This window comes from Guopingia tenuis (assembly GCF_014384805.1).
In the GTDB taxonomy this organism is placed as follows: domain Bacteria; phylum Bacillota; class Clostridia; order Christensenellales; family Christensenellaceae; genus Guopingia; species Guopingia tenuis.
The window spans coordinates 194,923-216,720 of record NZ_JACRSS010000002.1 but is presented as its reverse complement, the minus strand read 5'-3'; the positions used below and the strand labels follow the sequence as shown (position 1 = coordinate 216,720).

The window sequence follows — 21,798 nt, the reverse complement described above, 5'->3', positions numbered from 1 at the left end:
CTTTTACAGCAGCTCTATATTCTCTCTGTTTTCAATATCCTTCATGGCGTTTTTCGTATCAAAAACGGCCTTTGCCGTATCCGCCACCAGCTGATAATCCACGTTGGTGTGGGCCGCCGTCACCATGACGAGATCCGCGCTCTCCAACAGCTCCTTTGTGAGAGCCGGCTCGCTCTCCATGGAGATTCCCTTGGAGGAAAAACTCTTGACCCACGGGTCGTAATAGACCACTTCCGCGCCTTCCCGCTTGAGCACCTTGATTACATCGATAGCCGGGCTTTCCCGGTAATCGTCGATATCCTGCTTATAGGCGACGCCCAGCACCAGCACCCTGGCGCCGTTCATAGCCTTTTTGAATCGGTTCAGGATCTTCGCGCCCCGGTCTACGCAGTATTCAGGCATGCGGTCGTTGATCATCATGGAGCTTTCGATCATGGACGTATGGAACCCGTATTCCCGGGCCTTCCAGGAGAGATAATACGGGTCCAGCGGAATGCAATGCCCCCCCAGCCCCGGGCCGGGATAGAACGCCTGGAATCCATAGGGCTTTGTCTTTGCCGCATCGATAACTTCCCAGATGTCGATGCCCATTTTGTCGCAGAGCATGGCCAGCTCGTTCACCAGGCCAATGTTTACATTCCGATAGGTGTTTTCGAGAATCTTTTCCATTTCTGCCACCGCCGGGCTGGAAACCTCTTTCACATCCCCGGCCAGCACAGCGCGGTACATCGCCGCAATCACCTCGGTGGCGTCTCTGCCGATGGCCCCCACCACCTTGGGGGTGTTCTTGGTCTTATAGATGAGGTTGCCCGGGTCCACCCGCTCGGGCGAGAACCCAAGATAGAAATCCTCTCCGCAGGTGAGGCCGGAACCCTTTTCCAGAATCGGCCGGATCAGCTCCTCGGTTGTGCCCGGATAGGTGGTGGATTCCAGCACCACCATGGTATCCTTTTTCAGATGCTTGGAAATTGCCTCCGCCGAATCCCGGACATAGCGGATATCCGGCTGCTGGTGCGCATCGAGCGGCGTGGGCACGCAGATGGCGATAAAATCCACATCCCCGATAAAGGAAAAGTCGCTGGTCGCCCGGAGCTTTCCTTCCCCCACCAGCTTCTTCAGATCGCTGTCCACCACGTCGCCGATATAGTTTTCTCCCGCATTGACCATGGCGACCTTTTTTTCCTGCACGTCAAAGCCCATTGTTTCAAATCCCGCCTTGGCCTTCTCTACGGCCAGCGGCAGGCCCACATATCCCAGGCCCACCACGCCTACGCGGATCTCTCTATTTTCGATTTTCTTCAGCAGCAGCTCTTTTTGCATCCTTTTCGCTCCCTTTCCTTTTTTCAGTTTTGCTCCATCCGGTCCTCTATTGAAATTCCTCCGCGATCTCCCGGAAGGTGTTTTTCATCTCTATTTTGTCCCGGGCCCTTTCCCGGATCTCTTTTTCCACCGCCACACCGGCATCCCGCTCTTCCTGCAGCGCGTCGCCAAAGGCGAATACCCGCTCCATGGCGACGGGGCTGTCGTCTCCCGGCACCACCAGCTGATATTTCCAATCTTCCGGGAAAATATCCAGCTTACAGGAGGTAATCATGGGGATGCCCCGCGCCGCATATTCCCGGCTCTTGAGGACGCTCCCCTTGAAAAGTCCGATCCGGTGCATGCCCAGCGACGATACCGCAATATCCGCCCGGTTATATACTTGGGAAAGCGGTTCCCCGCTCAAAAAGCCGTAAAACCGGACCCGGCGTTCCAAGCCATATTCTTCCACCAGCTTTTTATAGAGGGGCAGCTCGCTGCCGTCCCCCACCAGATGAAACACGGCCTCCCGCGTCCCCCCATTTTTGTAGTATTCTCCCATGCCCGTGAGCAGGCGGTCATAGCCATGCCAGGGCGCCAGGCCCGCCACGGCGATCAAATGCAGAGCGCCATCAGGTTCCTGGCGATACTGCAGCGGCACTTTGGAAAAATCCACGCCGTTGACCGTCCGAATGGTGGGAATGCCGAAAATCTCCTCGTCCTCCGTGAAGGTAACAACGCGGTCCGCCAGGCCTTTCAGCTTCTTCCGGCAGCGGCGGTCCAGAAAGGCCGCCAGCCGTCCCCGCAGATCCGGAGTAAACTCGCCGTCATACGGATAGGTGGGAATTTCCAGCAACACCCGAGCCCTCTGCTTTTTCAGATACCGCAGCAGCCCCAGAAACCAGGGGTCCGAAAGGGCATAGCGGATATAGACGCCGTCATAGTGCGTTCCGCTCTTCTTCAAATACCGTTTAATCTGGCGGCTGGCCAGCATTTTGCCGATGACAGGGCGGGCCTTGCCTGCCTGGAGTTCCTTCCCATCCGCCAGCACCATCATATTTCCGTTTTTCATATATGTCAAATCCACCTGCATCCCAAAGGAGGAAAGCGCCTCCGCCTGGGCGCGGATCTTCTTGCAGATTCCGTTGCTGGCCTCGTTTTCAAACGGCCAATAGGTAATAAATAAAATCCGTTTCATTAAATCTTCCCCAAAAACATCAAAAGGCGCACGGCCAGCTCGCTGGAAAGCGTGCGCCGCCAGCGTTTCCCATAAAACGCCTTTTTCATGGCGTCCGGGAAATGATACCGCTCGTGGGTAAACCAGCGGGCCATTTTGCAGTCCCGGTCGTTCAGCTCCCGCCCGAACAGCCGGTCGAACTCCTGGCAGGTGGTGCGGATATCGCTGTTCCCGCGGAAGGTGTTCTTAAACCATTTCCAGCGATTTTTGAGGCTCATGCCAGAAATGCTGGTATCCAGGCGGCGGTGAGCGCTGGCAATGCGCGGGTCATAAAAGGTTTTGCCGAATTTGACCGCCAGCAGGCAGGCCCACCAGTCGTGGGAGGTGATATGCGAAATTTCAGCTTTCAGCATCAGCTCCCGGAGCGGCCGGTTTAACACGATGGAAAAGCCCTGGAACACGCAGTCCGTCAGCGTTTTCTGAAAGGTGATGGGATAGGGCGGCGGGCCGATCTCGCCGGTCTTTTCGCTCATATCCGCGTTATAGAGAGCATAGGCGCTGTGAAACAGGAGCGGCGACGAACCGTCCTGTTCCTCCATCCATTGGAGAGCCCATTCCAGCTTATGCGGCTCCCAGACGTCGTCCTGGTCGGAAAAGGCCCAATAGTCCCCATCCTCCGCTGCCGCAAGCAGCATCATAAAGCTCTGGCCGAATCCGGCGTTCTCTCCCCGCAGCAGCGTCAGTCGGCCCGCCGCTTCATAGGGCGCGAGCATCGAGAGGGTTCCGTCTGTCGAGCCATCGTCGCGGACATAGAGATGAACCGGCACGGTCTGGGCAAGGATGCTTTCGATCTGCTCTTTGATATAGGCTTCTCCGTTATAGGCGGAGAGCAATACGTTTACCGGCTTTGTCATAGCGCCTCCTCATACATAGCGCAGGGCGGGAATCCAGCGCATGTGCCCAATCAGAAAGCAGACAAACCGCGTCCAGCCCAGATACGCCGTCCAGATCTTGATCTTATGCATCAGCGGGACGCTCTTTCCGGAAAAATCCGGCTTCCATTGTCCCTCCCGTTTGGCCTGCTTCCATTGCCGGATCAGCTCCCGGGCTTCTTCTCCCTTGCGGGCGGCCTTGTCCTTGGCCCAATAGACCTGCTTGAGGGAGGAAAACATGCTCCCCAGGCAGAAATTTCGGCATTCGGCCATCGGCCGGCCGGACTGCTTCTGCAAATCCAGAATATCCTGTAAGTCCAGGTAAATATCCCGGGCTGCCCGAACGGAATAGTCATAGGTAAACGACCCGGTATCCCGGACATAATAGTAGAGTCCCCGGCTCACCAGAGCCACTTCCTCCGTCCGCGCAAACATCCGCGCACTGGCCACCATATCCTCGGCATAGCGGTGTTCCTCGGGGAAAATCCCCTCTCCCGCGAGTATGCTCCTGTGGATGAGCTTGTTCCAGACGTTGTTGAAAAACACATAGGTATAGTTCAAAAACCAGTCCCGGATCTGCGCCGCGCCATAGACCGCAACATCCGGGCCGGGAAACTGCGTCCCTCCCAGCTCCCGGGCGGCGCCGTCCGAGCCGATCTCCACGTTGATCTCCTGGCAGATGGCGATTTTCGCCCCGGTTTCCTGAACGGCACGATAGAGTGTTTCATACATCTCCGGCGCGGCATAGTCGTCGCTGTCCATAAAGCCGATGTATTCGCCCCGGGCCTCCCGGATGCCGTGGTTGCGGGCCGCGCCCTGTCCGGCATTCTGCTGGTGAACCACCCGCACCCGCGGGTCTTTCTTTGCGTATTCCTCCGCGATGGCCGCGCTGGCGTCCGGCGAGCCGTCGTCAATCACAAGAATTTCCATTTCCCGAAGCGTCTGCCCCAGAAGGCTGTCCAGACAGCGCGGCAGGGTCGCCGCCGCATGATATGCCGGGACGATGACGCTGATGGCCGGCTGCATCACAAAATCTCCTTCAAATACCGTTTGAGGGCGTCCTGCCAGTCCGGCAGGCGCTCAAAACCATTTTCCGTGAGCTTTTCCTTATCCAGGCGGGAGTTCATGGGCCGCGCAGCCTTGGCGGGATATTCCGCCGATGCGATGCGCTTCACCCGGGTTTTGCATCCCGCGCCCGCAAAGATGGCCTCGGCAAAATCCGCCCAGGAGCAGATTCCCTCGTTGGTGGCGTGGTAAACGCCATATTTCTCCGTCACAATCATATCGCAGAGCAGCCGCGCCAGGTCAAAGGTATAGGTGGGCGAGCCGATCTGATCGTCCACCACCGAAACCTCCTCCCGGGTTTCCGCCAGCCGCAGCATGGTTTTCACGAAGTTGCCGCCGTTTTTTCCAAACACCCAGGAGATGCGCACAATGAACAGCTTGGGATAGCCGGAAAGCGCCTGCTCCCCTTCCCACTTGCTCTGTCCATAGAAATTGCAGGGAGAAGCCGGGTCGTCCGGCTTATAAAACTGCGTGCCCGTCCCGGGGAAGACATAGTCCGTGCTGATATACATGAGCTTGGCGCCCACGGCCTCGGCGGCCTTTCGGATATGCGCCGTGCCTCCGGCGTTGACTGCCCGGCAGAGCGCCTGCTCCTCCTCGGCCCTGTCCACCGCCGTAAACGCAGCGCAGTGGATGATGGCGTCCGGCTGGTATTCCCGCACCGCCTCCATCACCTGGCCCTCGTCCGTCAGGTCAAAGTCTGCGATATCCACGCTCTTATATTCCATGCCGCGCGCAGCGAGCCGGTTTGCCACGTCGTGGCCCAGCTGGCCGTTGCCGCCTGTCACTAATACTCTCATCTATCGGTCTCCATACATCTTTTCATAGTAATCCTGGTATTCCCCGCTGATGATCCGCTGCCACCAGTCCTCATGGGAAAGATACCATTCCACCGTCTGCCGGATGCCCGTGTCGAAATTATATTTGGGCTTCCATCCCAGCTCGCCCGTGAGCTTGGCCGGATCGATGGCATAGCGCCGGTCGTGGCCCGGGCGGTCGGTAACAAAGGTAATCAGGCTCTCCGGCTTGCCCAAAATCTGCAAAACCGTCTTGACGACGTCCAGATTCGTCCTCTCGTTATGGCCGCCGATGTTATAGATCTCCCCCGCCTTGCCCTTATGCAGAATGAGGTCGATGGCGGCGCAGTGGTCATAGACATGCAGCCAGTCCCGGACGTTTTCTCCCTTGCCATAGACGGGCAGGCTCTCGTCATGGAGAGCCCGGGTGATGATGAGGGGAATCAGCTTCTCGGGGAAGTGATAGGGGCCATAGTTATTCGAGCACCGGGAGATGGTGATGGGCTGGTGATACGTCCGGCTGTATGCCTGGGCCAGCAGGTCGGCCGACGCCTTGGAAGCCGAATAGGGGCTGGAGGCGTGAATGGGGCTGTCCTCATGGAAAAACAGATCCGGCCGGTCCAGGGGCAGGTCGCCGTAGACCTCGTCGGTAGAAACCTGGTGAAACCGCTTCACGCCATATTTTCGGCAGGCGTCCATCAAAACCTGGGTGCCCAGAATGTTGGTCTTTAGGAAAATGCCCGGGTCCACGATGGAGCGGTCCACATGGCTTTCCGCCGCGAAATTGACCACCATATCCGGCTGTTCCCTTTGAAACAGCCCGTCCATGGCCGCCGCGTCCGCGATATCCGCCCGGACAAAGGAAAAGCGCGGGTTCTTCATGGCCTCCGCCAGCGTCTCCATATTCCCCGCATAGGTCAGAAGATCCACGCAGAGAATGTCATAGTCCGGATGCGCTTCCAGCATATAGTAGACAAAGTTGGAGCCGATAAAGCCGGCTCCGCCGGTCACTAAAATTTTCATATTCCGCTTACCTCTAATACTGTATTTTTCCCTCCGCGATCTTTTTCAGATACGCGCCATAGGGGGACTTTCCATATTTCTCCGCCGCCCGGGCCAGCTCTTCTCCGCTGATCCAGCCGTTGATATAGCCGATCTCTTCGGGCACGGAAATTTTGATGCCCTGCCGCTTTTCCACAATGCCCACAAAGTCTCCCGCCTCCAGGAGGCTGTCCATGGTGCCGGTATCCAGCCAGGCAAAGCCCCGGCCCAGCAGCTTGACGTTCAGGTCTCCGGCCTCCAGATAGAGCCGGTTTAAGTCGGTGATCTCCAGCTCCCCCCGGGCGCTGGGGCGCACCTGCTTGGCGAATTCCACCACCCGCTCGTCATAGAAATACAGGCCGGTAATGCAGTAGTTGCTCTTGGGATGGGCCGGCTTTTCCTCCACGGAAAGCACCTTGCCCTCTTTGTCAAATTCAACGATCCCGAACCGCTCGGGATCCTCCACATGATAGCCGAAAATCGTGGCCCCGGGGGCCTCTGCCGCCGAACGGAGAATCGAGCGCATTCCCGCGCCATAGAAGATGTTATCCCCAAGGATCATGGCGCAGGCGTCGCCGGCGATGAACTCTTCCCCAATCAGGAACGCCTGAGCCAGGCCGTCCGGCGAAGGCTGCACTTTATAGGAAAGGCGGATGCCATATTGGCTGCCGTCGCCCAGCAATCGCTCAAAGTTGGGCAGGTCGCTGGGGGTAGAGATGATAAGAATATCCCGGATTCCCGCCAGCATCAGCGTGGAAAGAGGATAGAAAATCATGGGCTTATCATAGACCGGCAGAAGCTGCTTGCTGGTCACCATAGTCATCGGATACAGTCTCGTTCCGGAGCCTCCTGCCAATATAATTCCCTTTTTTACTGCCATACATGCCTCCCTGGCGCCTCAGCGGCGCGGCCCTTTTCGCTCAACTTATTTGTCCGCGGCGTTTTTTTGTTCCCGCCCGTTTGCTTTTATTCCTGGCCCCTCGGCGGGGAGCCATATTCGCTCGGTTTATTCTACCACGGCGGGATTCTCATTCCCGCCCGCTTTTTTGTCATATCCCACTGGCCAGCCCTCGGCGGGGGGCCTCATTCGCCCGGTTTATTCTGCAACGGCGGGATTCTCATTCCCGCCCGCTTTTTTTGTCATATCCCATTGGCCAGCCCTCGGCGGGGGGCCTCATTCGCCCGGTTTATTCTGCAACGGTGGGATTCGCGTTCACGCCCAGCTCATTTCCATTCCTGTCCAGAGAACAATTCGTTCACGCCTGCCCGGCAAGAACCCGGGCGGCAAAGACAACTTTCTTTTCGCGCCCTTCCCGGATAACAACATACCATAGTAGCAACGTTTCGTCCACCGGCTCCATCCATTCGGCTGTGCCCGTCCGGCAAAAACATCCGCTTTTCCGCATTTCTTCAAAGAAACAGAATTCCATTGTACAGGCGCCGATACCCAGTATCTCCACGCCTCCCGTCCTGCCTGCCCCGCGAGGGTCAGGGCTTTTTCTCTTCCGCAATATCATTGGAGGCGTAGCTTCCCGCATACATCTTTGCCAGCCGGCGGGCAATCCAGCCCGGCCACATCCGGGAAAACATTTTGAGATCCTCCGCCGCCCGGCCGCTGCTCTCAATCTGCTTGGTGGTTTCGGAATCCTCATGGATGCGGTGGGCCATGCAGACCTGCTTTTCATAGGTAAACCGGCCCGGCTTTCCGGCAAAGGTGAGCCAGGCGTCCCAGTCCAGATCGTTTTTGTATTCCGGATTAAACACCGGCCCTCCGCAGAGCTCCCGGTTATATGTCACCGCCGGGCAGCAGATGGGCGAGCCCAGCCGCAGCACGGCCTTTTTAAAAAATTTGCTTTTGATGCTTTTCTTGATATAAAAAGGCCATAGCAGAAGCCGTTTGATCCTGAGCATCTTCGTCTTTCGCCGTGGCTTTCCGTTCACCAGCTCTTCATAATCGCAGAATCCAATAATCGAATTCTTCATATAGGGAAGCAGCTTTTCCGTATACGTTTTATAATAGACGTCGTCCTGGTGGGCCAGCGTCAAATAGGGCGTTTCACACTGATCGGCGGCAAACTGCCAGTCCGAAGCGATCCCCGGCTCTTTTTCATTGATATATAGAGGCAGGCCGTATTTCTCCGCCAGGCCGGAGATATAGGACGACGGGGTGGAGGTAGAGATATAAACCGCGCTCTTTACACTCTGGCCCAAAACCGACTGAATACATTCCTCCAGATATGGGCTCTCTTTATAGGCCAGAATGGCAAAGGTATGGCAGAGCTTCTGCTCCATAATTCTCCCTCCTCCGGGCGGTTTTTCCAAAAAACCGCACAAATATCTATGTTGCATTGTAGCACATCCGCCCCGCATTGGCAAGCAAAGCCAGGCCCGGCGCAGCCCGGCCTGCATTTGACTTTATCCCCATAATTCGCTACAATAAGGACAACTTTTTGTGAAGGGAACGCCGATATGAAAAAACGTTCATGTATTATATACATTCTTGTGGCACTGCTCCTCTTTTCCTCCTGTTCCATTCTGCAGAGCGATCCCAGCGGGCAGGTAGAAAATCAGCCCTATTCTTTCAAACGGCAGAACATCTCCTATACAGGATTATACAGCGGGCAGATGGATAAGGGCGAACCCCAGGGCGAAGGCCGCTTTATCGTTTCTTCTGCCGTTCCGGACAGTGAGGAATCCCGGAAAAACGGCGTTTTTTCCGAATATACCGGGAGCTGGAGCGACGGCACCTTTGAAGGCGAGGGAACCCTCACCTATGCCGATGGAAGCGTCGTCTCGGGGGAGTTCCTCTCGGGGGAATATGACGGCCTGATGACCACTATCACCACTGATTCAGAATATGAGCTCGCCCACTATGCCCATGGCGTGCTCTATGGCCTGGTTCGGCGCTACAGCGCATCCGGTGCGCTGCTCGCCAGCGATTATTATATCAACGGGGAATCCATCGCCCCCATCAAGGAATCGGCAAAGACGGCGGACTACTACAGCCTCTTCTATGAGGCGGACGACTATGCCGGAAAAGCCATCCAGCTTCAGGGAACAATCGTGAAAAAACTGGAGCGGGAGAACAGCTCCCTCTTTCTCATCCGGGATTCCGCCGGAAATGACTATGCCGTAACGTCCATAAAGCCGGACGGCGACACGCGCTTTCTGACTCCGGATTCCCCGCTTCTCCTGGTGGGGGACAAAGTGAACATCTGCGGGATCTCCACCGGGCTTTATAATTATGACTTTACGAACACGGCCCTGGAGGCCGACCCGGAAAATTCCGTCCCCAATGCCGCTTCTCCCTCCGCTTCACCCCAGGCCATGGAGTTTTCCTACCCCTCTCTTCGGGTGGTGAGCGCCGAGGTTGAGGGACTGGCCCCCTTCGATCCCGCCGCCCCAGCCATGGACTATTCCCTGTTCCTGCGCTATGGCAGCTACTATAAAAATACGTCCTATCAATTTGCAGGAACCGTGCGGGAAATCTATCTGGACAGCAAAACCCACTCTCTGGAACTGATGGTTTTGGAAGATGGGAGCCAAAACTCCGTCTTTTATGTGACCTATTCCTATGCTACGGGAGAATCTCTTCCCCTGCGGGGGCAGCGTGTGGAAATCGAGGGGGTTTTCCAAGGCAGCAAGCAGGTGCTTTCTACCGATGCCCAGGGGCAGCTTGCCGCCAGCTATTATCCCCAGCTTGCCGCCAGCCGGATCGTTGTTTCTCCATGAACCATCTTGTCTTTATGAAGGCAGAGCGGCGTTTTCGCCGCTTTTTTCTTTGCCCCGGCGGGGGCTTCTCCTATTTCCAGGGCTCCATGAAAACCGTGTCTCTCCCAAAAAGCATGGGAAAATACCGGGCAGGCCATCGTAAGGGGCAGTTTCATGCGGAGAACCAGAAATGCCATCTCCCCCAAGCTATATAATGCCCGCGTTGCTGTTTCATCCCGATCCCAAAACGACACTCCCTCCTCCTTCCCCGATTTCCATCCTGGCCGTTCCGGCTTCGCTGTATCTTTTATATTTTTCCATCTTATTGGCATATGCCGCGGCTTTTGTCCCTCCTCAGCATACTTCACTTCTTCTCCTCCGGGGCCGGCCTTGCATTCCCCCGTCACGAAAGTTTCTTGGCTTTTTTCTTTTCAACCGCCCCCGGTGTGCTCCATTGTTTCCTTTCCTCTCCGTACTGCCCGGCTTTGTATTCCCCCGTCGCGAAAGTTTCTTTGCTTTTTTCTTTTCAACCGCCCCCGGTGTGCTCCATTGTTTCCTTTCCTCTCCGTACTGCCCGGCTTTGTATTCCCCCGTCGCGAAAGTTTCTTTGCTTCTTTCTTTTCAAAGAAAGAAGGGACTCCTCTCTGAGGAACCCCTTTCTCACATTCTTTCTTATTTCATGGCCTGACAGGTGAAATTCCAGGAGCTTTTGCACATCTCCTCCAATCCCCGCGTGGCCTGCCAGCCCAGCATAGCCTTTGCCCGGGATGCATCCGCATAAAAGGCGTCAATATCTCCCGGCCGGCGGGGCTGAATCCGATAGGGAATTTCCACCCCGGTCGCCTCGGAAAAGGCATGCACCAGCTCCAAAACACTGGTTCCCTTTCCCGTCCCCAAATTGAAAATTTCCAGGCTGCCGGGATGCGCTTCCAGATAGCCAAGCGCCTTTTCGTGCCCCTCCGCCAGATCCATCACATGGATATAGTCCCGCACGCCCGTGCCGTCCGGCGTGTTGTAATCATCTCCAAACACACCAAGAAAAGGCAGCCTGCCAATGCCCACCTGGGTGATATACGGCATCAGGTTATTGGGAATTCCGTTGGGATTCTCGCCGATCCGCCCGCTCTCGTGTGCGCCGATGGGATTGAAATACCGCAGAATGCTCACGCCCAGATCCGGGCATGCCGTGTGCAGATCCGTCAGAATCTGTTCGATCATCACCTTTGTATAGCCATAGGGGCTGGTGGCCGAAACCGGCATCCCTTCCACATAGGGAATGGGATTGCGGTCGCCGTAAACCGTAGCCGAAGAGCTGAACACGATATTCTTCACTTCATGCCGGGTTATCGCCTCCAAAAGCCGGATAGTGCCGGTGACGTTGTTTTCATAATAGGCCAGAGGCTGGCGAACGCTCTCCCCCACTGCCTTCATTCCCGCAAAATGGATCACGGCAAAAATGTCGTTTTCGGAAAATACCCGTTCCAGAACCGCGCCGTCCCGCAGATCCCCCTCATAGAATACCGGGGCCGCACCGGCGACATCGCCGACCGCGCCGGCAACCTCGCGTTTGGAGTTGGACAGGTTATCCAGGATCACCACCTGATATCCCGCCTGCAAAAGCACAACGCAGGTGTGCGAGCCGATATAGCCCGTCCCTCCGGTGACGAGAACCATCCTATTCTTCTTCATGCGTTTTCTCCTTGTTTTCCAGCCCCTCGATGCGCTTTTCCAGCAGCGCAATCACCTGGGTCAAACGGTAAATTTTGTTTTTCAGCCCTGAAACGATGATGGTCATGCCGATGAGCATGCAGAGGATGAATATAATCCCCAGGAAGAAGGCGGCGTTCATGGGAACCTGAATCCCCAGAAGCGACGCCAGGCCGATGAGAACCTGGGGCCAGATAGACATAATGAGAATCGCCAGCCCGGCGAAAATCCAGAGCAGCGTATATTGCAGCTCCAGCCGGCCCTTTCTCAGCATTTGAAAAATGATAATGTTAAACAGGACGCTGATGACAATGGCAAAAATCTGCAAAACAAGCGCCATTTTTTATTCCCCCTTATCCATCAGGGTCTTGCTCTCGCACCGGGCCAGGCAGACCGCCAGCGTGACTTTAATCATATAATAGACCGACTGGAAGAAGCGGATGGAGCTGTTTCCCGCCGCACGTTCCCGCATTTTGACGGGCACTTCCTGAATGGAGAGGCCGTTTCGGCAGACGCGGACGATGCTCTCCGGCTCGGGAAAGTCCTTGGCATAATGCCGGACGAACAGATCGATCCCCTGCCGGTTGGCCGCCCGGAAGCCCGATGTGGCGTCGGTAAATTTTTTGCCCGTGCAGCAACGGATGACGAAATTCAAAAACCGGATGCCCAGCCGGCGCATGAAGGAGGTCCGGAAGCTCTCCAGCCCCAAAAACCGCGAACCGATGGTGCAGGCCGCCTTGCCCTCCAGGATCGGCTGAATCAAATCCAGAAGATATTCGGGCATATGCTGCCCATCCCCATCCATCTGCACGGCAATATCAAAATTGTTTTTTTGCGCATAGAGATAGCCGCTCTGCACCGCGCCTCCTATTCCCAGATTCACGGGCAGCGTGATAAAGTGAAATCCGTGTTCCCGAAGAACCGCCTCCGTGTTATCCGAAGACCCGTCGTTGACGACCAGGTAATCCAGCTCCATGGGAAACGAGCGTGTTTTGGCGAGCAGCTCGTCCACCGTCGCGGCAATATTTTCCGCCTCATTATAGGCGGGAATTATAACCAAACATTTCATCGGACGCCCTTCCTATTTTTATCCTGTGAGATTCTGTATTCTACGGCGCCCGGATTTGAGCCAGTACGCCCTTTTGCATCTTCCCTGACGACTTTTTTTCCTCTGCACCTGGGCGGAATGCCCTTGAGGATCCGCAGAGCGCATGCCGCAGGCCCTTTTTTGTTCGTCTGCTCTGCGGGCCAGGCCACCTATTTTCCCATATTCCAGCAGCGGATGGATTTTCTCCGCCCGAGCGCTGCCTATGTCCGTCTGTTGCGGCTCTCTCTGTCGCAATACTGCTGTTTTTCTGTGTCCTGCCTGCCTGCGGGGATTCGCCTTTCCGGCTTTGGTCATGCCCATTCGGCGAGAATATCACCTTTTTGCTTTGCAGTCGTTTTCGCGTGTCTCAGCAGCATGCAGGCCTTCGCCATACAAGGGAGTCATGCCCGTCCGGCGAGGACACCAGTATTATAGCATACCCGGCAATAAACTGCAAAACTCTCCAAAAACCGCCACGCCGACTGCTTCTTTTTTGAATATGGGCGAATTTTCCGCCTTTTAAACCCCGCGTAGAAAAACCTCCGTATGTGGAAATGGAAGATGGAGCGATTTCTCATTTCACCACGCAGGAATATGAAATCCTCATTTTTTCGCAAATGTGCTTGACATTTGTGCATATGCACACTATAATATGGATAGATTAAATCGTGCATATGCACAAATTCTTTTGACAAAGGAGCTGCTTATGCCCAGAAACCCAAAATGCCGGCGCATCTGCATGGAGCCTGCCTGCCGCGAGTTTTTCGCCGAGGGAAGCCAGCGCCGGATTCCCATTTCCATGGAGGAAGTGGAGTCCCTGCGCCTCTGTGATATGGAGGGTTTTTCTCAGGATGAGGCTGCGGCGCAGATGAATGTCTCCCGGGGTACGCTCCAGCGTATCCTCTACTCTGCCCGGCAGAAAACCGCCTCTGCCTTGGTGCGCGGCCATGGACTCTCCGTCGGCGGCGGCCATTATGAAGTCACTCCCGGGGAATGCGGCTGGAAACGCTGCCATTCCTGCCGGGAACATCAAATAAAATATCACGATTCCCTTGCGGAACCGCCAGAGAAAGGAAGATTATTTATGAAGATTGCAGTCACTACAGAAAACGGAACGGTATTCCAGCATTTTGGAAAGACAAAAGCCTTTACCCTCTATACCGCGCAGGACGGCGCCATCACGGAAAAGGCCCTGTTGGATGCAGGGGAAGCCGGCCATTCGGCTCTGGCCACACTGCTGGCGGAAAACAGCGTAGATGTCCTCATCTGCGGCGGAATCGGCGCAGGCGCGAAGGAGGCCCTGAAAAGCTGCGGGATTCAGCTGGTCGCCGGAGCTTCGGGAGATGTGGACGCGGCGGCTAAAGCCTTCTTGGAAGGCTCTCTCGTCCATGACGACACCTTCCAATGCCACCATCATGACCACGGCGAAGGGCATACCTGCGGCGGGCATGGACATGAGCATGGGCAAGACCACCATTGCGGCGGCCATTGCCACGGCTGATAAGAGACGCAAAAAAACAGCGGGAAGCCGCTGTTTTTTTATGCTTTTTCCGAATCCCAGAGAGGGCTTTCGCTGTTTTTTCCTTCCCTATAAGATCCTGCCGCTCCTCCGCGCCTATTTCCGCTCTAAACAGACAGGCATGCGCATTGGACTCCGGCTCCCGCCGGCTTTCTTGGGGATTCACAATACAGAGCAACATAGCTGTTTTTGCCGCACCATGCAGCTATTCGCTTTGGGGATGACAGACCGCAGACAGAAGCGGGTTATCACGGATTCTGCCTTGCAGGGAGATGCGCCTGTCTCCAAGCCCCGGCCCTTAATTCGGCCATATAAACAAAAATATCAAGGCCCTCACTTTGCCCGCTTATATCACACATAATAGAGCAACGCTCCGTGAGGTTTTGTTGTTCCAAAATTTCAATTCGGCATTTGTAAATGCAGAATAACAAAACCGCAAACGTTTTTTTGAAAACAAACAGGGTACTTTATTTCTTCTTCAAAGAGAGAAGCCTCTCCCGTTCGCTCTCCTCCCATTCCCCCTTCTGCGGCGGGATCAAAGGTAGGTCCTTTTCCTCTTGCTCTGCCTGGCGGCACAGCTCCATGAATTCCCGGGCCGAGGCCGAAAGGTATTTCCCTTCGTGATAGATCAGGAAGAAATTCCGTGGGAAAGAGATCCCCTCAATCTCAACGGCGTGAATCGTTCCCTGCTTGAGCGCCCGGCGCACCAGGCGTTCTGGGAGAATGGATACGCCGATCCCCTCCACCACTGCGCTCACCAGCGCCCCGGTGCTGATGCTTTCCCATGCCGGGAGGATGCTCAGGCCATGGGCCGTCAAAATGCTGTCCACCAGCTCCCGCGTCCCGCTGCCCTTATCCCGGAGAAGAAAGCGGAATTCCCGCAGACGGTCCGGAGAGATGGAGGCCGTCTCATAAAGCGGATGGTCCTTGCCGCAGACAAATACCAGCCGGTCTTTCATCAGCGGTTCGGCTACCAGCTTATCCGAGTGGCAAAGCCCCTCAATGATGGCAAAGTCCACCTGGTTGCTCAAAACCCTTTCCTCCAGCGTCCGCGAATTCTCAATACTCACCTGCAGCTGGATCTGAGGCCGGAGGGCATAGAATTTCTTTGCCACTTCCGGCAGGAAGCAGGTGCCGGCCGTGATGCTGGTTCCGATACGCAGCGTCCCGATGGAATCCCAGTCCCGGATCCCCTGCTCCATCTCGGAAAAGATGGCGAGAATTTCCCGGGCCCGGGAGAGAAGCTGCTTGCCCGGCTCGGTGATATAGAGCCGCCGGGAGATCCTGTCAAACAGCTTGACGCCATAGTGCTCCTCCAGCTCGCCGATGGCGAAGCTGACGGAGGGCTGGGCAATATAGAGCTTGCGGGCGGCGGCGGTAATGCTCTCCTCCTCGCAGACCGCAACAAATATTTTCAAATGGCGCAGTGTCATCGCATTTCCCTTCCTTTCCTTCCGGGCTGCACCTTGGGGAAACCCCTTCATAATTTTTTCTAATGTTTTTTATATAATTATACTATTTCCCTTATCGACGCACAAGGATTATACTATAAATGAGGAAAAAACAGGAGGGTACCATGAAAAAAGAAAAGAAAAAGAATGAAAAGAAAAAAAATTTATACTGGACATTGTTTTCTTCCACCTTCATGATCAGCGCCTTCACCTTCGGCGGCGGTTTTGTTATTATCCCGCTGCTGCGGAAAAAATTTGTCGCCGATCTGGGCTGGATTGATGAACAGGAGATGATGGATATGACGGCTATTGCCCAATCCTCTCCCGGGCCTATCGCCGTCAACGCATCCATCCTCATCGGAAACCGGATGGCCGGCTTCAAGGGCGCTCTCATGACCATTTTGGGTACTGTGCTCCCGCCGCTCATTATTATCTCCCTGGTCTCCATTGTCTATGCAGCGATCCGGGACAGCATTTATGTAGCAGCGCTCCTGCAGGGCATGCGGGCCGGCGTTGCCGCCGTCATCTTTGATGTGGTTGTGAGCCTGGGCTGGAACATCCTGAAGCAAAAGCAATGGCTGCCCATCGCCATTATGGTCGTGGCCTTCGTGCTCACATATTTTGTGAAAATAAACGCCGCATTTATTATTTTGGGAACCGCTCTTTTGAGCCTGATCATCGCATGGTTCGGCCAGAAAGGAATGGTGAAAAAAGCATGACGTTTCTCGAATTATTCTGGAGTTTCTTTCAAATCGGATTATTCAGCATTGGCGGCGGGAACGCCTCTCTCCCTCTCATTCAGGCGCAGATTGTCGAACTGCATGGATGGCTCTCGATGACGGAGTTCGCCGACATCGTCGCCATCGCGGAAATCACCCCCGGGCCCATCGGCATCAACAGCGCCACCTTTGTCGGAACCAAAATTGCCGGGCTTCCGGGCGCCATTGTCGCCACGCTGGGCTGTATTCTGCCATCCTGCATCATCGTTTTGACGCTGGCCTATTTCTATAAAAAGCTCAAGGACCATCCCCTGATGCAGGGAGTCCTGGGCGGGCTCCGCCCGGCGGTCGTCTCCCTCATTACGTCGGCGGGGCTGGGGATTCTGGTGCTGGTTCTCTTCCCAGCCGGCGCCGGAACGTCCATTGACTATATCGGCTGCTGCCTGTTTGTATTGAGCTTTATCGTCATGCGCATATGGAAGCCCAATCCCATCTATGTCATGCTGGGTTCCGGGCTTTTGGGGATGGGATGCTATCTCCTGCTGCCCTAAGACGCATCCCTTCGTTAAAGAATTTTATTCCGGACAAGGAAGCCTCCCGTTTCCTTGTCTTTTTTTTGGCCTTCCCTCTCCGTTCCGGAGATCCCCTTTGCAGCGCAGCTCGGCAGAGCTGCACATTTCCCGGCTCTCCTCCTTTGCCGATGCTTTCCTGCTTTTCCAACAAAACGAAAGAGGAACCCCGGTTTTCCGGCGTTCCTCTCCCTAAAATCTATCATAAATATATGGAATGGGACTTGCTCCATGTGTTTATGAGACCGCAAATCCGCGGCAAACAATCACTATCTGTTATATAGTATAACATAACCCCCGGGACATGTAAACCATATTTGCGTTGATTTACTATTTTTTGCCAATTTTTTCTTTGACTTTTAGGGACTTCTCTGAAAAAAGAGTAAAGTCATTTTTCCGGAACCGCAGGACTCCTTCGCTTTGCAGTCCGCTCAAAACCGCGGAAAGAGCGCTGCGGTCCACAGCCAGATAATCTGCCATTTCCTGCCGGTTCAATGGAATCCGAAATCTTTTCCTTCCTGTTTTTACCGCCTGTTCCGAAAGATAGGAGAGTACTTTCTCCCGGGTGGAACGCTGGGCAATATGCCCGATGCGCTCCGTCAAAAATACATTTTTCCGTGCCAGAACCCGCAGCATATTCCGGACCAGCACAGAATGGGGCGGGCTTCCCCCCGGCGTATCTCCCAGCAGGCGTCTCCCCTCAATTAGCAGAACCTCGGCAGCTTCCGCAGCCCGGGCCGTCACGGTCAGCGGCGCTTCCGCCAAAGCAAAGGCCTCTCCAAACAGATCCCCCGGCCGGATCTGGGCAAGAATCGTGCTGTTGCCCCAAAAATCCTCTTGGAGGATGCGTACGCTTCCCTTCAGCACAATTCCCATCATTCCCGTAGTCTCCCCCCAGAGAAACACCGGAGCCTCCCGCCGGAACGTCCTTCGCTGCGCCGAAAGCCCTTTCAGGACGCCCGAAAGCTCCGCCTCGGATATTCCCCGGAAAAGCGGCGATTTCAAAATCAATTTTTTCTCATCTGTCTGCAAAAGCTCCATAAATTTTTCCTTTTTGTTGGAATTACAACATTCTTTCCCGGTTCAGTATAGTATACTATGCCCAGAAAGACAAGAGCGGCATGCAAAAAAGGAGGTTTTTATTATGAAACGCAAAATCATCAAAATAGACGAAGAAAAGTGCAATGGCTGCGGCCTGTGTGCGGCGGCCTGCCATGAGGGCGCTATCGGCATGGTAAACGGCAAGGCCAGGCTGCTGCGGGAAGACTACTGCGACGGTCTGGGAGACTGCCTGCCCGCCTGCCCCACAGGAGCTATCTCCTTTGAAGAACGCGAAGCCCCTGCCTATGATGCGGCAGCCGTGGAGGCGGCAAAGGCAAAAAAAGCCGGTGCTCCCCATCCCGGCGGCTGCCCGGGCAGCCGCGCCCATCTTCTGCATCACCAGCCCGCGCCGGCCGGCATTCCGTCCCAGGAGACGCCCAGCCAGCTTTCCCAATGGCCGGTGCAGATCAAGCTGGTTCCCGTGCATGCGCCATATTTTGACCAGGCCAACCTGCTTATTGCCGCCGACTGCACGGCCTATGCCTATGGCAATTTTCACGCCCGGTTTATCCGGAACCGCATCACTCTCATCGGATGCCCCAAACTGGACGAGGGAGATTATGCCGAAAAGCTGACGGAAATTCTCTCCGGCAACGATATCAAAAGCCTGACCATCGTCCGCATGGAGGTTCCCTGCTGCGGCGGCCTGGAAAACGCCGCCAAACAGGCGCTGAAAAACAGCGGCAAATTCATCCCCTGGCAGGTGGTAACCATCAGCACGGACGGACAGATTCTCGAATCATGACAGAGCGTGAAAAAAACAGCTGGTTTTCCGAATCTCTCTCTTTTATCCACACATTTTGTGGATAAAAGGTGGAAAACCCGTGGATAAGCGCAGCAAAACGGCATAGATCCTATGCCGTTTTGTTTTTTCGGAAAATAATCCTGTTTTTGCTCCCCGCCCTATGCTATACTTTTTATATAGGAAATATATCATTGGAAAGGGGAGGAATTCTTTTGCTGGAAGGCGTTTTTGTTACGATAACAGGTTTCAGAAATTATTATGACAAAATCCCCTTTTCCATTGGCGCAAGGTTTTTATGCGCCAAGGAACCGGGCAATGCCTATGATACGGAGGCCATTCGGGTTTTTGCTCCCAACGGCCATACCGTCGGATATGTCGCCAACAGCGTGCATACCAAGGCCAATGGAACCATGTCAGCCGCCCGCGTGTATGACCGGGTGGGGGATCTCTTCTGGGTGGAGGTTTGTTTTTCCACGCAGTCCAAAATCATCTGCCAAATCACGGATTTTGATGTTCCAAAAGCCGACGCGACGCTTCCCCTGCTCGGCCGCAGATCCGAAGACGAATGGGACGCGGAAGACTGAGCCGCAGTTCGCTCCGCCGCCTCCGGCCCCGCAGCGCAGAGGCTCTTTTGCCAACAGCCCCTTTTTTCTTTTGTTTTTTAAATAACAATTTTCACGCGGATTTTTGTTGCAGAGACAGGCTGGGGAACGGGGTTTTCCGCAATTTTTTCCGCGGATGCCATATCTTCCTGCCCGGCAGCTCCCATCCCCAGTGCGGGGGATTCCTTTTCGCAGACGGCAAAGAGCCGGCGGAAAATCCGCCGGCTCTTTTATCCCTGCAAAACGCCTTTTCGAGTGTTTATTTCCCGGAATTTTCAGCAAAATCCTTCTTCGCCGCTTCCACTACTTCGGGATGCAGGAGCAGACGATAGGCCCCTTCCGCCATGGCTTGGGCGCCATAGAGCATCCCCTTGAAGCCGATGGACATGCCGGAAACCGCCGTCACCGCCCAGTGGTGCCCGGGAGAACCGTTGAATGTCGCCACGGCGTTCAGCGTCACCGTGGGCACGATCCGGCTCACGTTTGCCACATCCGTGGAGCCGAAGGCCGGGTCGGGATGGCCGTTTAAGGGTTCAATCCATTCCCGGAGCGGCGGCTCCCCTGCATGGGCGTCTCCCTCCACATTTTTGCGCAGCTCGGCGGCAAACGCTTTTTCCTCTTCGGTATATACCGGCGCAGGCACATCCTGGAACGCCTCCATCATAAACCGGCAGAGCGTCTCGTTTACCAGCGTGTCGTCGCAGCCGGTGAGCAGCTCCATTTCCATGCGGGTTCCCGTCATGAGAGCCGCGCCCTCGGCAATCTTATCCACGCGGGCGGAAACGTCATCCACAGTGGCCCGGTCCCGGGCGCGGATGAAATAGGAAAGCTGGGCAAAATCCGGAACAATGTTCGGCTTTTCCCCGGCGCTGTCATAGCTGTAGTGCATCCGGACATGATCCGGAACGTGTTCCCGGAGATAGTTGACGCCCACGTTCATCAGCTCGGCGGCGTCCAGGGCGCTCCGGCCCATTTCCGGGCTGGCGGCGGCATGGGCGGTTTTTCCATAGAAGCGATAGATTTTGGAATCCATGGCCTGCTGGCGTTCCTCGCTGACCTTGTTCACGCCCACGGGATGCCAGGCGATGGCGATATCCACATCGTCAAAGCAGCCGGCCTTTCCCATTCGCACCTTACCCACCAGCGTTTCCTCCGCCGGGCATCCGAAGAAAATGATGGTTCCCGGAAGGTTTTCTTTTTCCATGGCGGCCTTCAGCGCCCCCGCGGCAGCAGCGCAGCCCGCGCCCAAAAGGTTATGGCCGCAGCCATGGCCCGGGCCCTTGCGCTCAGAGCGATAGGGCACGGGATCCTGCCCCAGTCCGGGCAGGGCGTCGTATTCCGCCAAAAACCCGATGACCGGCTTTCCGCTGCCCCAGGCCGCCGTGAACGCGGTGGGCATGCCTCCGGCATTTTCCTCAATGGAGAATCCCAGATCCTCCATATATTTGCGCAGGTATCCTGCCGAGTTCACCTCTTCTTCTGCCAGCTCGGGATGGTTGAAAATGTCCTCCGCCAGCTTGGCAGACACCTCCGCATGCTCCTTGATCCATGTATCGATGGTCTTATTCATCCTGTTCCTCCTTTGACGCGCATTTGCATGCCAAATATATGTTGCATTTGTGCTTTTATTATAGCATATAAGCCGCATTTTGCGCCATATGTTCCCGCACTTTCCAACAGATTCCGGACACGGCCACATAATTCCCACTAAAATAGTGCAAATTAGTATTGACATTTGAAAAAAACGCGGTATGATTATATCAGAGTAAAGTAATGGGAATTAAAATAGTCGGAATTCTCATGGGAAAGGAGGCAGCCGATGAAATTATCCACAAAAGGACGCTATGGCCTGCGGGCTGTGATTGATCTGGCGCTGACCAGCGAAAACGAGGCCGTCTCCATCAGCAGCATCGCTGCCCGCCAGTCCCTCTCGGAAAGCTATCTGGAGCAGCTCATGGGCAAGCTCCGCAAGGCAGGCATCGTCAAAAGCATCCGGGGCGCTCAGGGCGGATACCGTCTGGGGCGGCCGCCGGAGGAAATTTCCGTGGGAGATATTCTGCGGGCGCTGGAGGGAGATCTGGACCCGGTGGACTGCATGGCCCTCAAGCATAAGGAGGGCGGATGCGTCGGCCAGGACGCCTGCGTCACCCGCTATGTCTGGCAGAAGATTTCCGACAGCATCAATGAGACGGTAGACGGCATTCTGCTCTCCACTCTGCTGGAGGAGAGCCGGCAAAAGGCCGGCTGCCGCCAGGGCACATGTGATTTATAATGGT

General features: G+C 55.4%; 22 protein-coding genes. 7 read left to right on the top strand and 15 right to left on the bottom strand.

Annotated elements, in window-relative coordinates; translation table 11 throughout:
* Positions 1 to 3 precede the first annotated feature (3 nt).
* The 9 genes from H8693_RS06135 to H8693_RS06095 form a co-directional block, all read right to left on the bottom strand.
* Positions 4 to 1,320 carry a nucleotide sugar dehydrogenase gene (locus tag H8693_RS06135; protein WP_249280259.1) on the bottom strand — a complete coding sequence of 439 codons (1,317 nt, stop codon included), beginning with the start codon at positions 1,318 to 1,320 and terminating at the stop codon, positions 4 to 6.
* Positions 1,321 to 1,366: 46 nt separating this feature from the next.
* Positions 1,367 to 2,497: a glycosyltransferase family 4 protein gene (locus H8693_RS06130; protein WP_249280258.1), complete on the bottom strand. Its 1,131-nt coding sequence runs from the start codon at positions 2,495 to 2,497 to the stop codon at positions 1,367 to 1,369.
* A complete protein-coding gene (locus tag H8693_RS06125; protein ID WP_249280257.1) occupies positions 2,497 to 3,390 on the bottom strand; it encodes a glycosyltransferase in 894 nt (297 codons plus the stop codon). Before H8693_RS06125 ends, H8693_RS06130 begins: the two co-directional genes overlap by 1 nt.
* A 9-nt stretch (positions 3,391 to 3,399) precedes the next feature.
* Positions 3,400 to 4,434, bottom strand: a complete 1,035-nt coding sequence (locus H8693_RS06120) for a glycosyltransferase family 2 protein (protein WP_178619591.1) — start codon at positions 4,432 to 4,434, stop codon at positions 3,400 to 3,402.
* A complete protein-coding gene (gene rfbD, locus H8693_RS06115; protein WP_249280256.1) occupies positions 4,434 to 5,273 on the bottom strand; it encodes a dTDP-4-dehydrorhamnose reductase in 840 nt (279 codons plus the stop codon). Before rfbD ends, H8693_RS06120 begins: the two co-directional genes overlap by 1 nt.
* Complete coding sequence (rfbB, locus tag H8693_RS06110) at positions 5,274 to 6,293, bottom strand: dTDP-glucose 4,6-dehydratase (protein ID WP_249280255.1); 1,020 nt, start codon at positions 6,291 to 6,293, stop codon at positions 5,274 to 5,276.
* Positions 6,294 to 6,306: 13 nt separating this feature from the next.
* The gene (rfbA, locus tag H8693_RS06105; protein ID WP_178619581.1) at positions 6,307 to 7,191 is read right to left on the bottom strand and encodes a glucose-1-phosphate thymidylyltransferase RfbA; all 885 of its coding nucleotides are present in this window, start codon (positions 7,189 to 7,191) and stop codon (positions 6,307 to 6,309) included.
* 376 nt (positions 7,192 to 7,567) lie between these two features.
* Positions 7,568 to 7,771: a hypothetical protein gene (locus H8693_RS06100; RefSeq protein ID WP_178619578.1), complete on the bottom strand. Its 204-nt coding sequence runs from the start codon at positions 7,769 to 7,771 to the stop codon at positions 7,568 to 7,570.
* A gap of 28 nt (positions 7,772 to 7,799) precedes the next feature.
* Positions 7,800 to 8,603, bottom strand: a complete 804-nt coding sequence (locus H8693_RS06095) for a glycosyltransferase family 2 protein (RefSeq protein ID WP_249280254.1) — start codon at positions 8,601 to 8,603, stop codon at positions 7,800 to 7,802.
* Positions 8,604 to 8,780: 177 nt separating this feature from the next.
* Here H8693_RS06095 and H8693_RS06090 point away from each other — a divergent pair, with 177 nt between their 5' ends.
* Positions 8,781 to 10,043 carry an MORN repeat-containing protein gene (locus tag H8693_RS06090; RefSeq protein ID WP_249280253.1) on the top strand — a complete coding sequence of 421 codons (1,263 nt, stop codon included), beginning with the start codon at positions 8,781 to 8,783 and terminating at the stop codon, positions 10,041 to 10,043.
* Positions 10,044 to 10,694: 651 nt separating this feature from the next.
* Here the strand turns inward: H8693_RS06090 and galE are convergent.
* Genes galE through H8693_RS06075 form a run of 3 tightly spaced genes read right to left on the bottom strand, consistent with a single transcriptional unit; the run spans position 10,695 to position 12,798 of the window.
* Positions 10,695 to 11,711, bottom strand: a complete 1,017-nt coding sequence (galE, locus tag H8693_RS06085) for a UDP-glucose 4-epimerase GalE (RefSeq protein ID WP_249280252.1) — start codon at positions 11,709 to 11,711, stop codon at positions 10,695 to 10,697.
* Positions 11,698 to 12,069 (bottom strand): DUF2304 domain-containing protein, encoded by a 372-nt coding sequence (locus H8693_RS06080; protein ID WP_249280251.1) that lies wholly within the window; start codon positions 12,067 to 12,069, stop codon positions 11,698 to 11,700. The genes galE and H8693_RS06080 overlap by 14 nt, the downstream gene beginning before the upstream one ends.
* A gap of 3 nt (positions 12,070 to 12,072) precedes the next feature.
* On the bottom strand, positions 12,073 to 12,798 hold the full coding sequence (locus tag H8693_RS06075; RefSeq protein ID WP_249280250.1) for a glycosyltransferase family 2 protein: 726 nt from the start codon (positions 12,796 to 12,798) through the stop codon (positions 12,073 to 12,075).
* 724 nt (positions 12,799 to 13,522) lie between these two features.
* Here H8693_RS06075 and H8693_RS06070 point away from each other — a divergent pair.
* Positions 13,523 to 14,317 (top strand): DUF134 domain-containing protein, encoded by a 795-nt coding sequence (locus H8693_RS06070; RefSeq protein WP_249280249.1) that lies wholly within the window; start codon positions 13,523 to 13,525, stop codon positions 14,315 to 14,317.
* 485 nt (positions 14,318 to 14,802) lie between these two features.
* On the opposite strand, the gene H8693_RS06065 is transcribed toward H8693_RS06070, so the two are convergent.
* Complete coding sequence (locus H8693_RS06065; protein ID WP_249280248.1) at positions 14,803 to 15,768, bottom strand: LysR family transcriptional regulator; 966 nt, start codon at positions 15,766 to 15,768, stop codon at positions 14,803 to 14,805.
* 143 nt (positions 15,769 to 15,911) lie between these two features.
* Between H8693_RS06065 and H8693_RS06060 the strand changes: the two genes are divergently transcribed.
* Both H8693_RS06060 and H8693_RS06055 read left to right on the top strand, forming a co-directional pair.
* Positions 15,912 to 16,505, top strand: a complete 594-nt coding sequence (locus tag H8693_RS06060; RefSeq protein ID WP_249280247.1) for a chromate transporter — start codon at positions 15,912 to 15,914, stop codon at positions 16,503 to 16,505.
* A complete protein-coding gene (locus H8693_RS06055; protein WP_249280246.1) occupies positions 16,502 to 17,056 on the top strand; it encodes a chromate transporter in 555 nt (184 codons plus the stop codon). The genes H8693_RS06060 and H8693_RS06055 overlap by 4 nt, the downstream gene beginning before the upstream one ends.
* Before the next feature lie 348 nt (positions 17,057 to 17,404).
* Here H8693_RS06055 and H8693_RS06050 read toward each other — a convergent pair whose 3' ends face one another.
* The gene (locus H8693_RS06050; RefSeq protein ID WP_249280245.1) at positions 17,405 to 18,115 is read right to left on the bottom strand and encodes a Crp/Fnr family transcriptional regulator; all 711 of its coding nucleotides are present in this window, start codon (positions 18,113 to 18,115) and stop codon (positions 17,405 to 17,407) included.
* 103 nt (positions 18,116 to 18,218) lie between these two features.
* Between H8693_RS06050 and H8693_RS06045 the strand changes: the two genes are divergently transcribed.
* Both H8693_RS06045 and H8693_RS06040 read left to right on the top strand, forming a co-directional pair.
* Positions 18,219 to 18,920 (top strand): ATP-binding protein, encoded by a 702-nt coding sequence (locus H8693_RS06045; RefSeq protein ID WP_249280244.1) that lies wholly within the window; start codon positions 18,219 to 18,221, stop codon positions 18,918 to 18,920.
* Between the two features lie 212 nt (positions 18,921 to 19,132).
* Positions 19,133 to 19,504 (top strand): HIRAN domain-containing protein, encoded by a 372-nt coding sequence (locus tag H8693_RS06040; protein WP_249280243.1) that lies wholly within the window; start codon positions 19,133 to 19,135, stop codon positions 19,502 to 19,504.
* Positions 19,505 to 19,781: 277 nt separating this feature from the next.
* Here the strand turns inward: H8693_RS06040 and H8693_RS06035 are convergent, their stop codons facing one another.
* Positions 19,782 to 21,092, bottom strand: coding sequence for an amidohydrolase (locus H8693_RS06035; protein ID WP_249280242.1), 1,311 nt, complete (start codon positions 21,090 to 21,092; stop codon positions 19,782 to 19,784).
* 249 nt (positions 21,093 to 21,341) lie between these two features.
* On the opposite strand from H8693_RS06035, the gene H8693_RS06030 reads away from it, so the two are divergent.
* Positions 21,342 to 21,794, top strand: coding sequence for an RrF2 family transcriptional regulator (locus H8693_RS06030; RefSeq protein ID WP_249280241.1), 453 nt, complete (start codon positions 21,342 to 21,344; stop codon positions 21,792 to 21,794).
* The last annotated feature ends 4 nt before the right edge of the window (positions 21,795 to 21,798 follow it).

Bases quoted from the DNA above. Each gene is read 5' to 3' on its own strand.
- H8693_RS06135 (WP_249280259.1), bottom strand. From the start codon at position 1,320: ATGCAAAAAGAGCTGCTGCTGAAGAAAATCGAAAATAGAGAGATCCGC.
- H8693_RS06130 (WP_249280258.1), bottom strand. From the start codon at position 2,497: ATGAAACGGATTTTATTTATTACCTATTGGCCGTTTGAAAACGAGGCC.
- H8693_RS06125 (WP_249280257.1), bottom strand. From the start codon at position 3,390: ATGACAAAGCCGGTAAACGTATTGCTCTCCGCCTATAACGGAGAAGCC.
- H8693_RS06120 (WP_178619591.1), bottom strand. From the start codon at position 4,434: ATGCAGCCGGCCATCAGCGTCATCGTCCCGGCATATCATGCGGCGGCG.
- rfbD (WP_249280256.1), bottom strand. From the start codon at position 5,273: ATGAGAGTATTAGTGACAGGCGGCAACGGCCAGCTGGGCCACGACGTG.
- rfbB (WP_249280255.1), bottom strand. From the start codon at position 6,293: ATGAAAATTTTAGTGACCGGCGGAGCCGGCTTTATCGGCTCCAACTTT.
- rfbA (WP_178619581.1), bottom strand. From the start codon at position 7,191: ATGGCAGTAAAAAAGGGAATTATATTGGCAGGAGGCTCCGGAACGAGA.
- H8693_RS06095 (WP_249280254.1), bottom strand. From the start codon at position 8,603: ATGGAGCAGAAGCTCTGCCATACCTTTGCCATTCTGGCCTATAAAGAG.
- H8693_RS06090 (WP_249280253.1), top strand. From the start codon at position 8,781: ATGAAAAAACGTTCATGTATTATATACATTCTTGTGGCACTGCTCCTC.
- galE (WP_249280252.1), bottom strand. From the start codon at position 11,711: ATGAAGAAGAATAGGATGGTTCTCGTCACCGGAGGGACGGGCTATATC.
- H8693_RS06080 (WP_249280251.1), bottom strand. From the start codon at position 12,069: ATGGCGCTTGTTTTGCAGATTTTTGCCATTGTCATCAGCGTCCTGTTT.
- H8693_RS06075 (WP_249280250.1), bottom strand. From the start codon at position 12,798: ATGAAATGTTTGGTTATAATTCCCGCCTATAATGAGGCGGAAAATATT.
- H8693_RS06070 (WP_249280249.1), top strand. From the start codon at position 13,523: ATGCCCAGAAACCCAAAATGCCGGCGCATCTGCATGGAGCCTGCCTGC.
- H8693_RS06065 (WP_249280248.1), bottom strand. From the start codon at position 15,768: ATGACACTGCGCCATTTGAAAATATTTGTTGCGGTCTGCGAGGAGGAG.
- H8693_RS06060 (WP_249280247.1), top strand. From the start codon at position 15,912: ATGAAAAAAGAAAAGAAAAAGAATGAAAAGAAAAAAAATTTATACTGG.
- H8693_RS06055 (WP_249280246.1), top strand. From the start codon at position 16,502: ATGACGTTTCTCGAATTATTCTGGAGTTTCTTTCAAATCGGATTATTC.
- H8693_RS06050 (WP_249280245.1), bottom strand. From the start codon at position 18,115: ATGGAGCTTTTGCAGACAGATGAGAAAAAATTGATTTTGAAATCGCCG.
- H8693_RS06045 (WP_249280244.1), top strand. From the start codon at position 18,219: ATGAAACGCAAAATCATCAAAATAGACGAAGAAAAGTGCAATGGCTGC.
- H8693_RS06035 (WP_249280242.1), bottom strand. From the start codon at position 21,092: ATGAATAAGACCATCGATACATGGATCAAGGAGCATGCGGAGGTGTCT.
- H8693_RS06030 (WP_249280241.1), top strand. From the start codon at position 21,342: ATGAAATTATCCACAAAAGGACGCTATGGCCTGCGGGCTGTGATTGAT.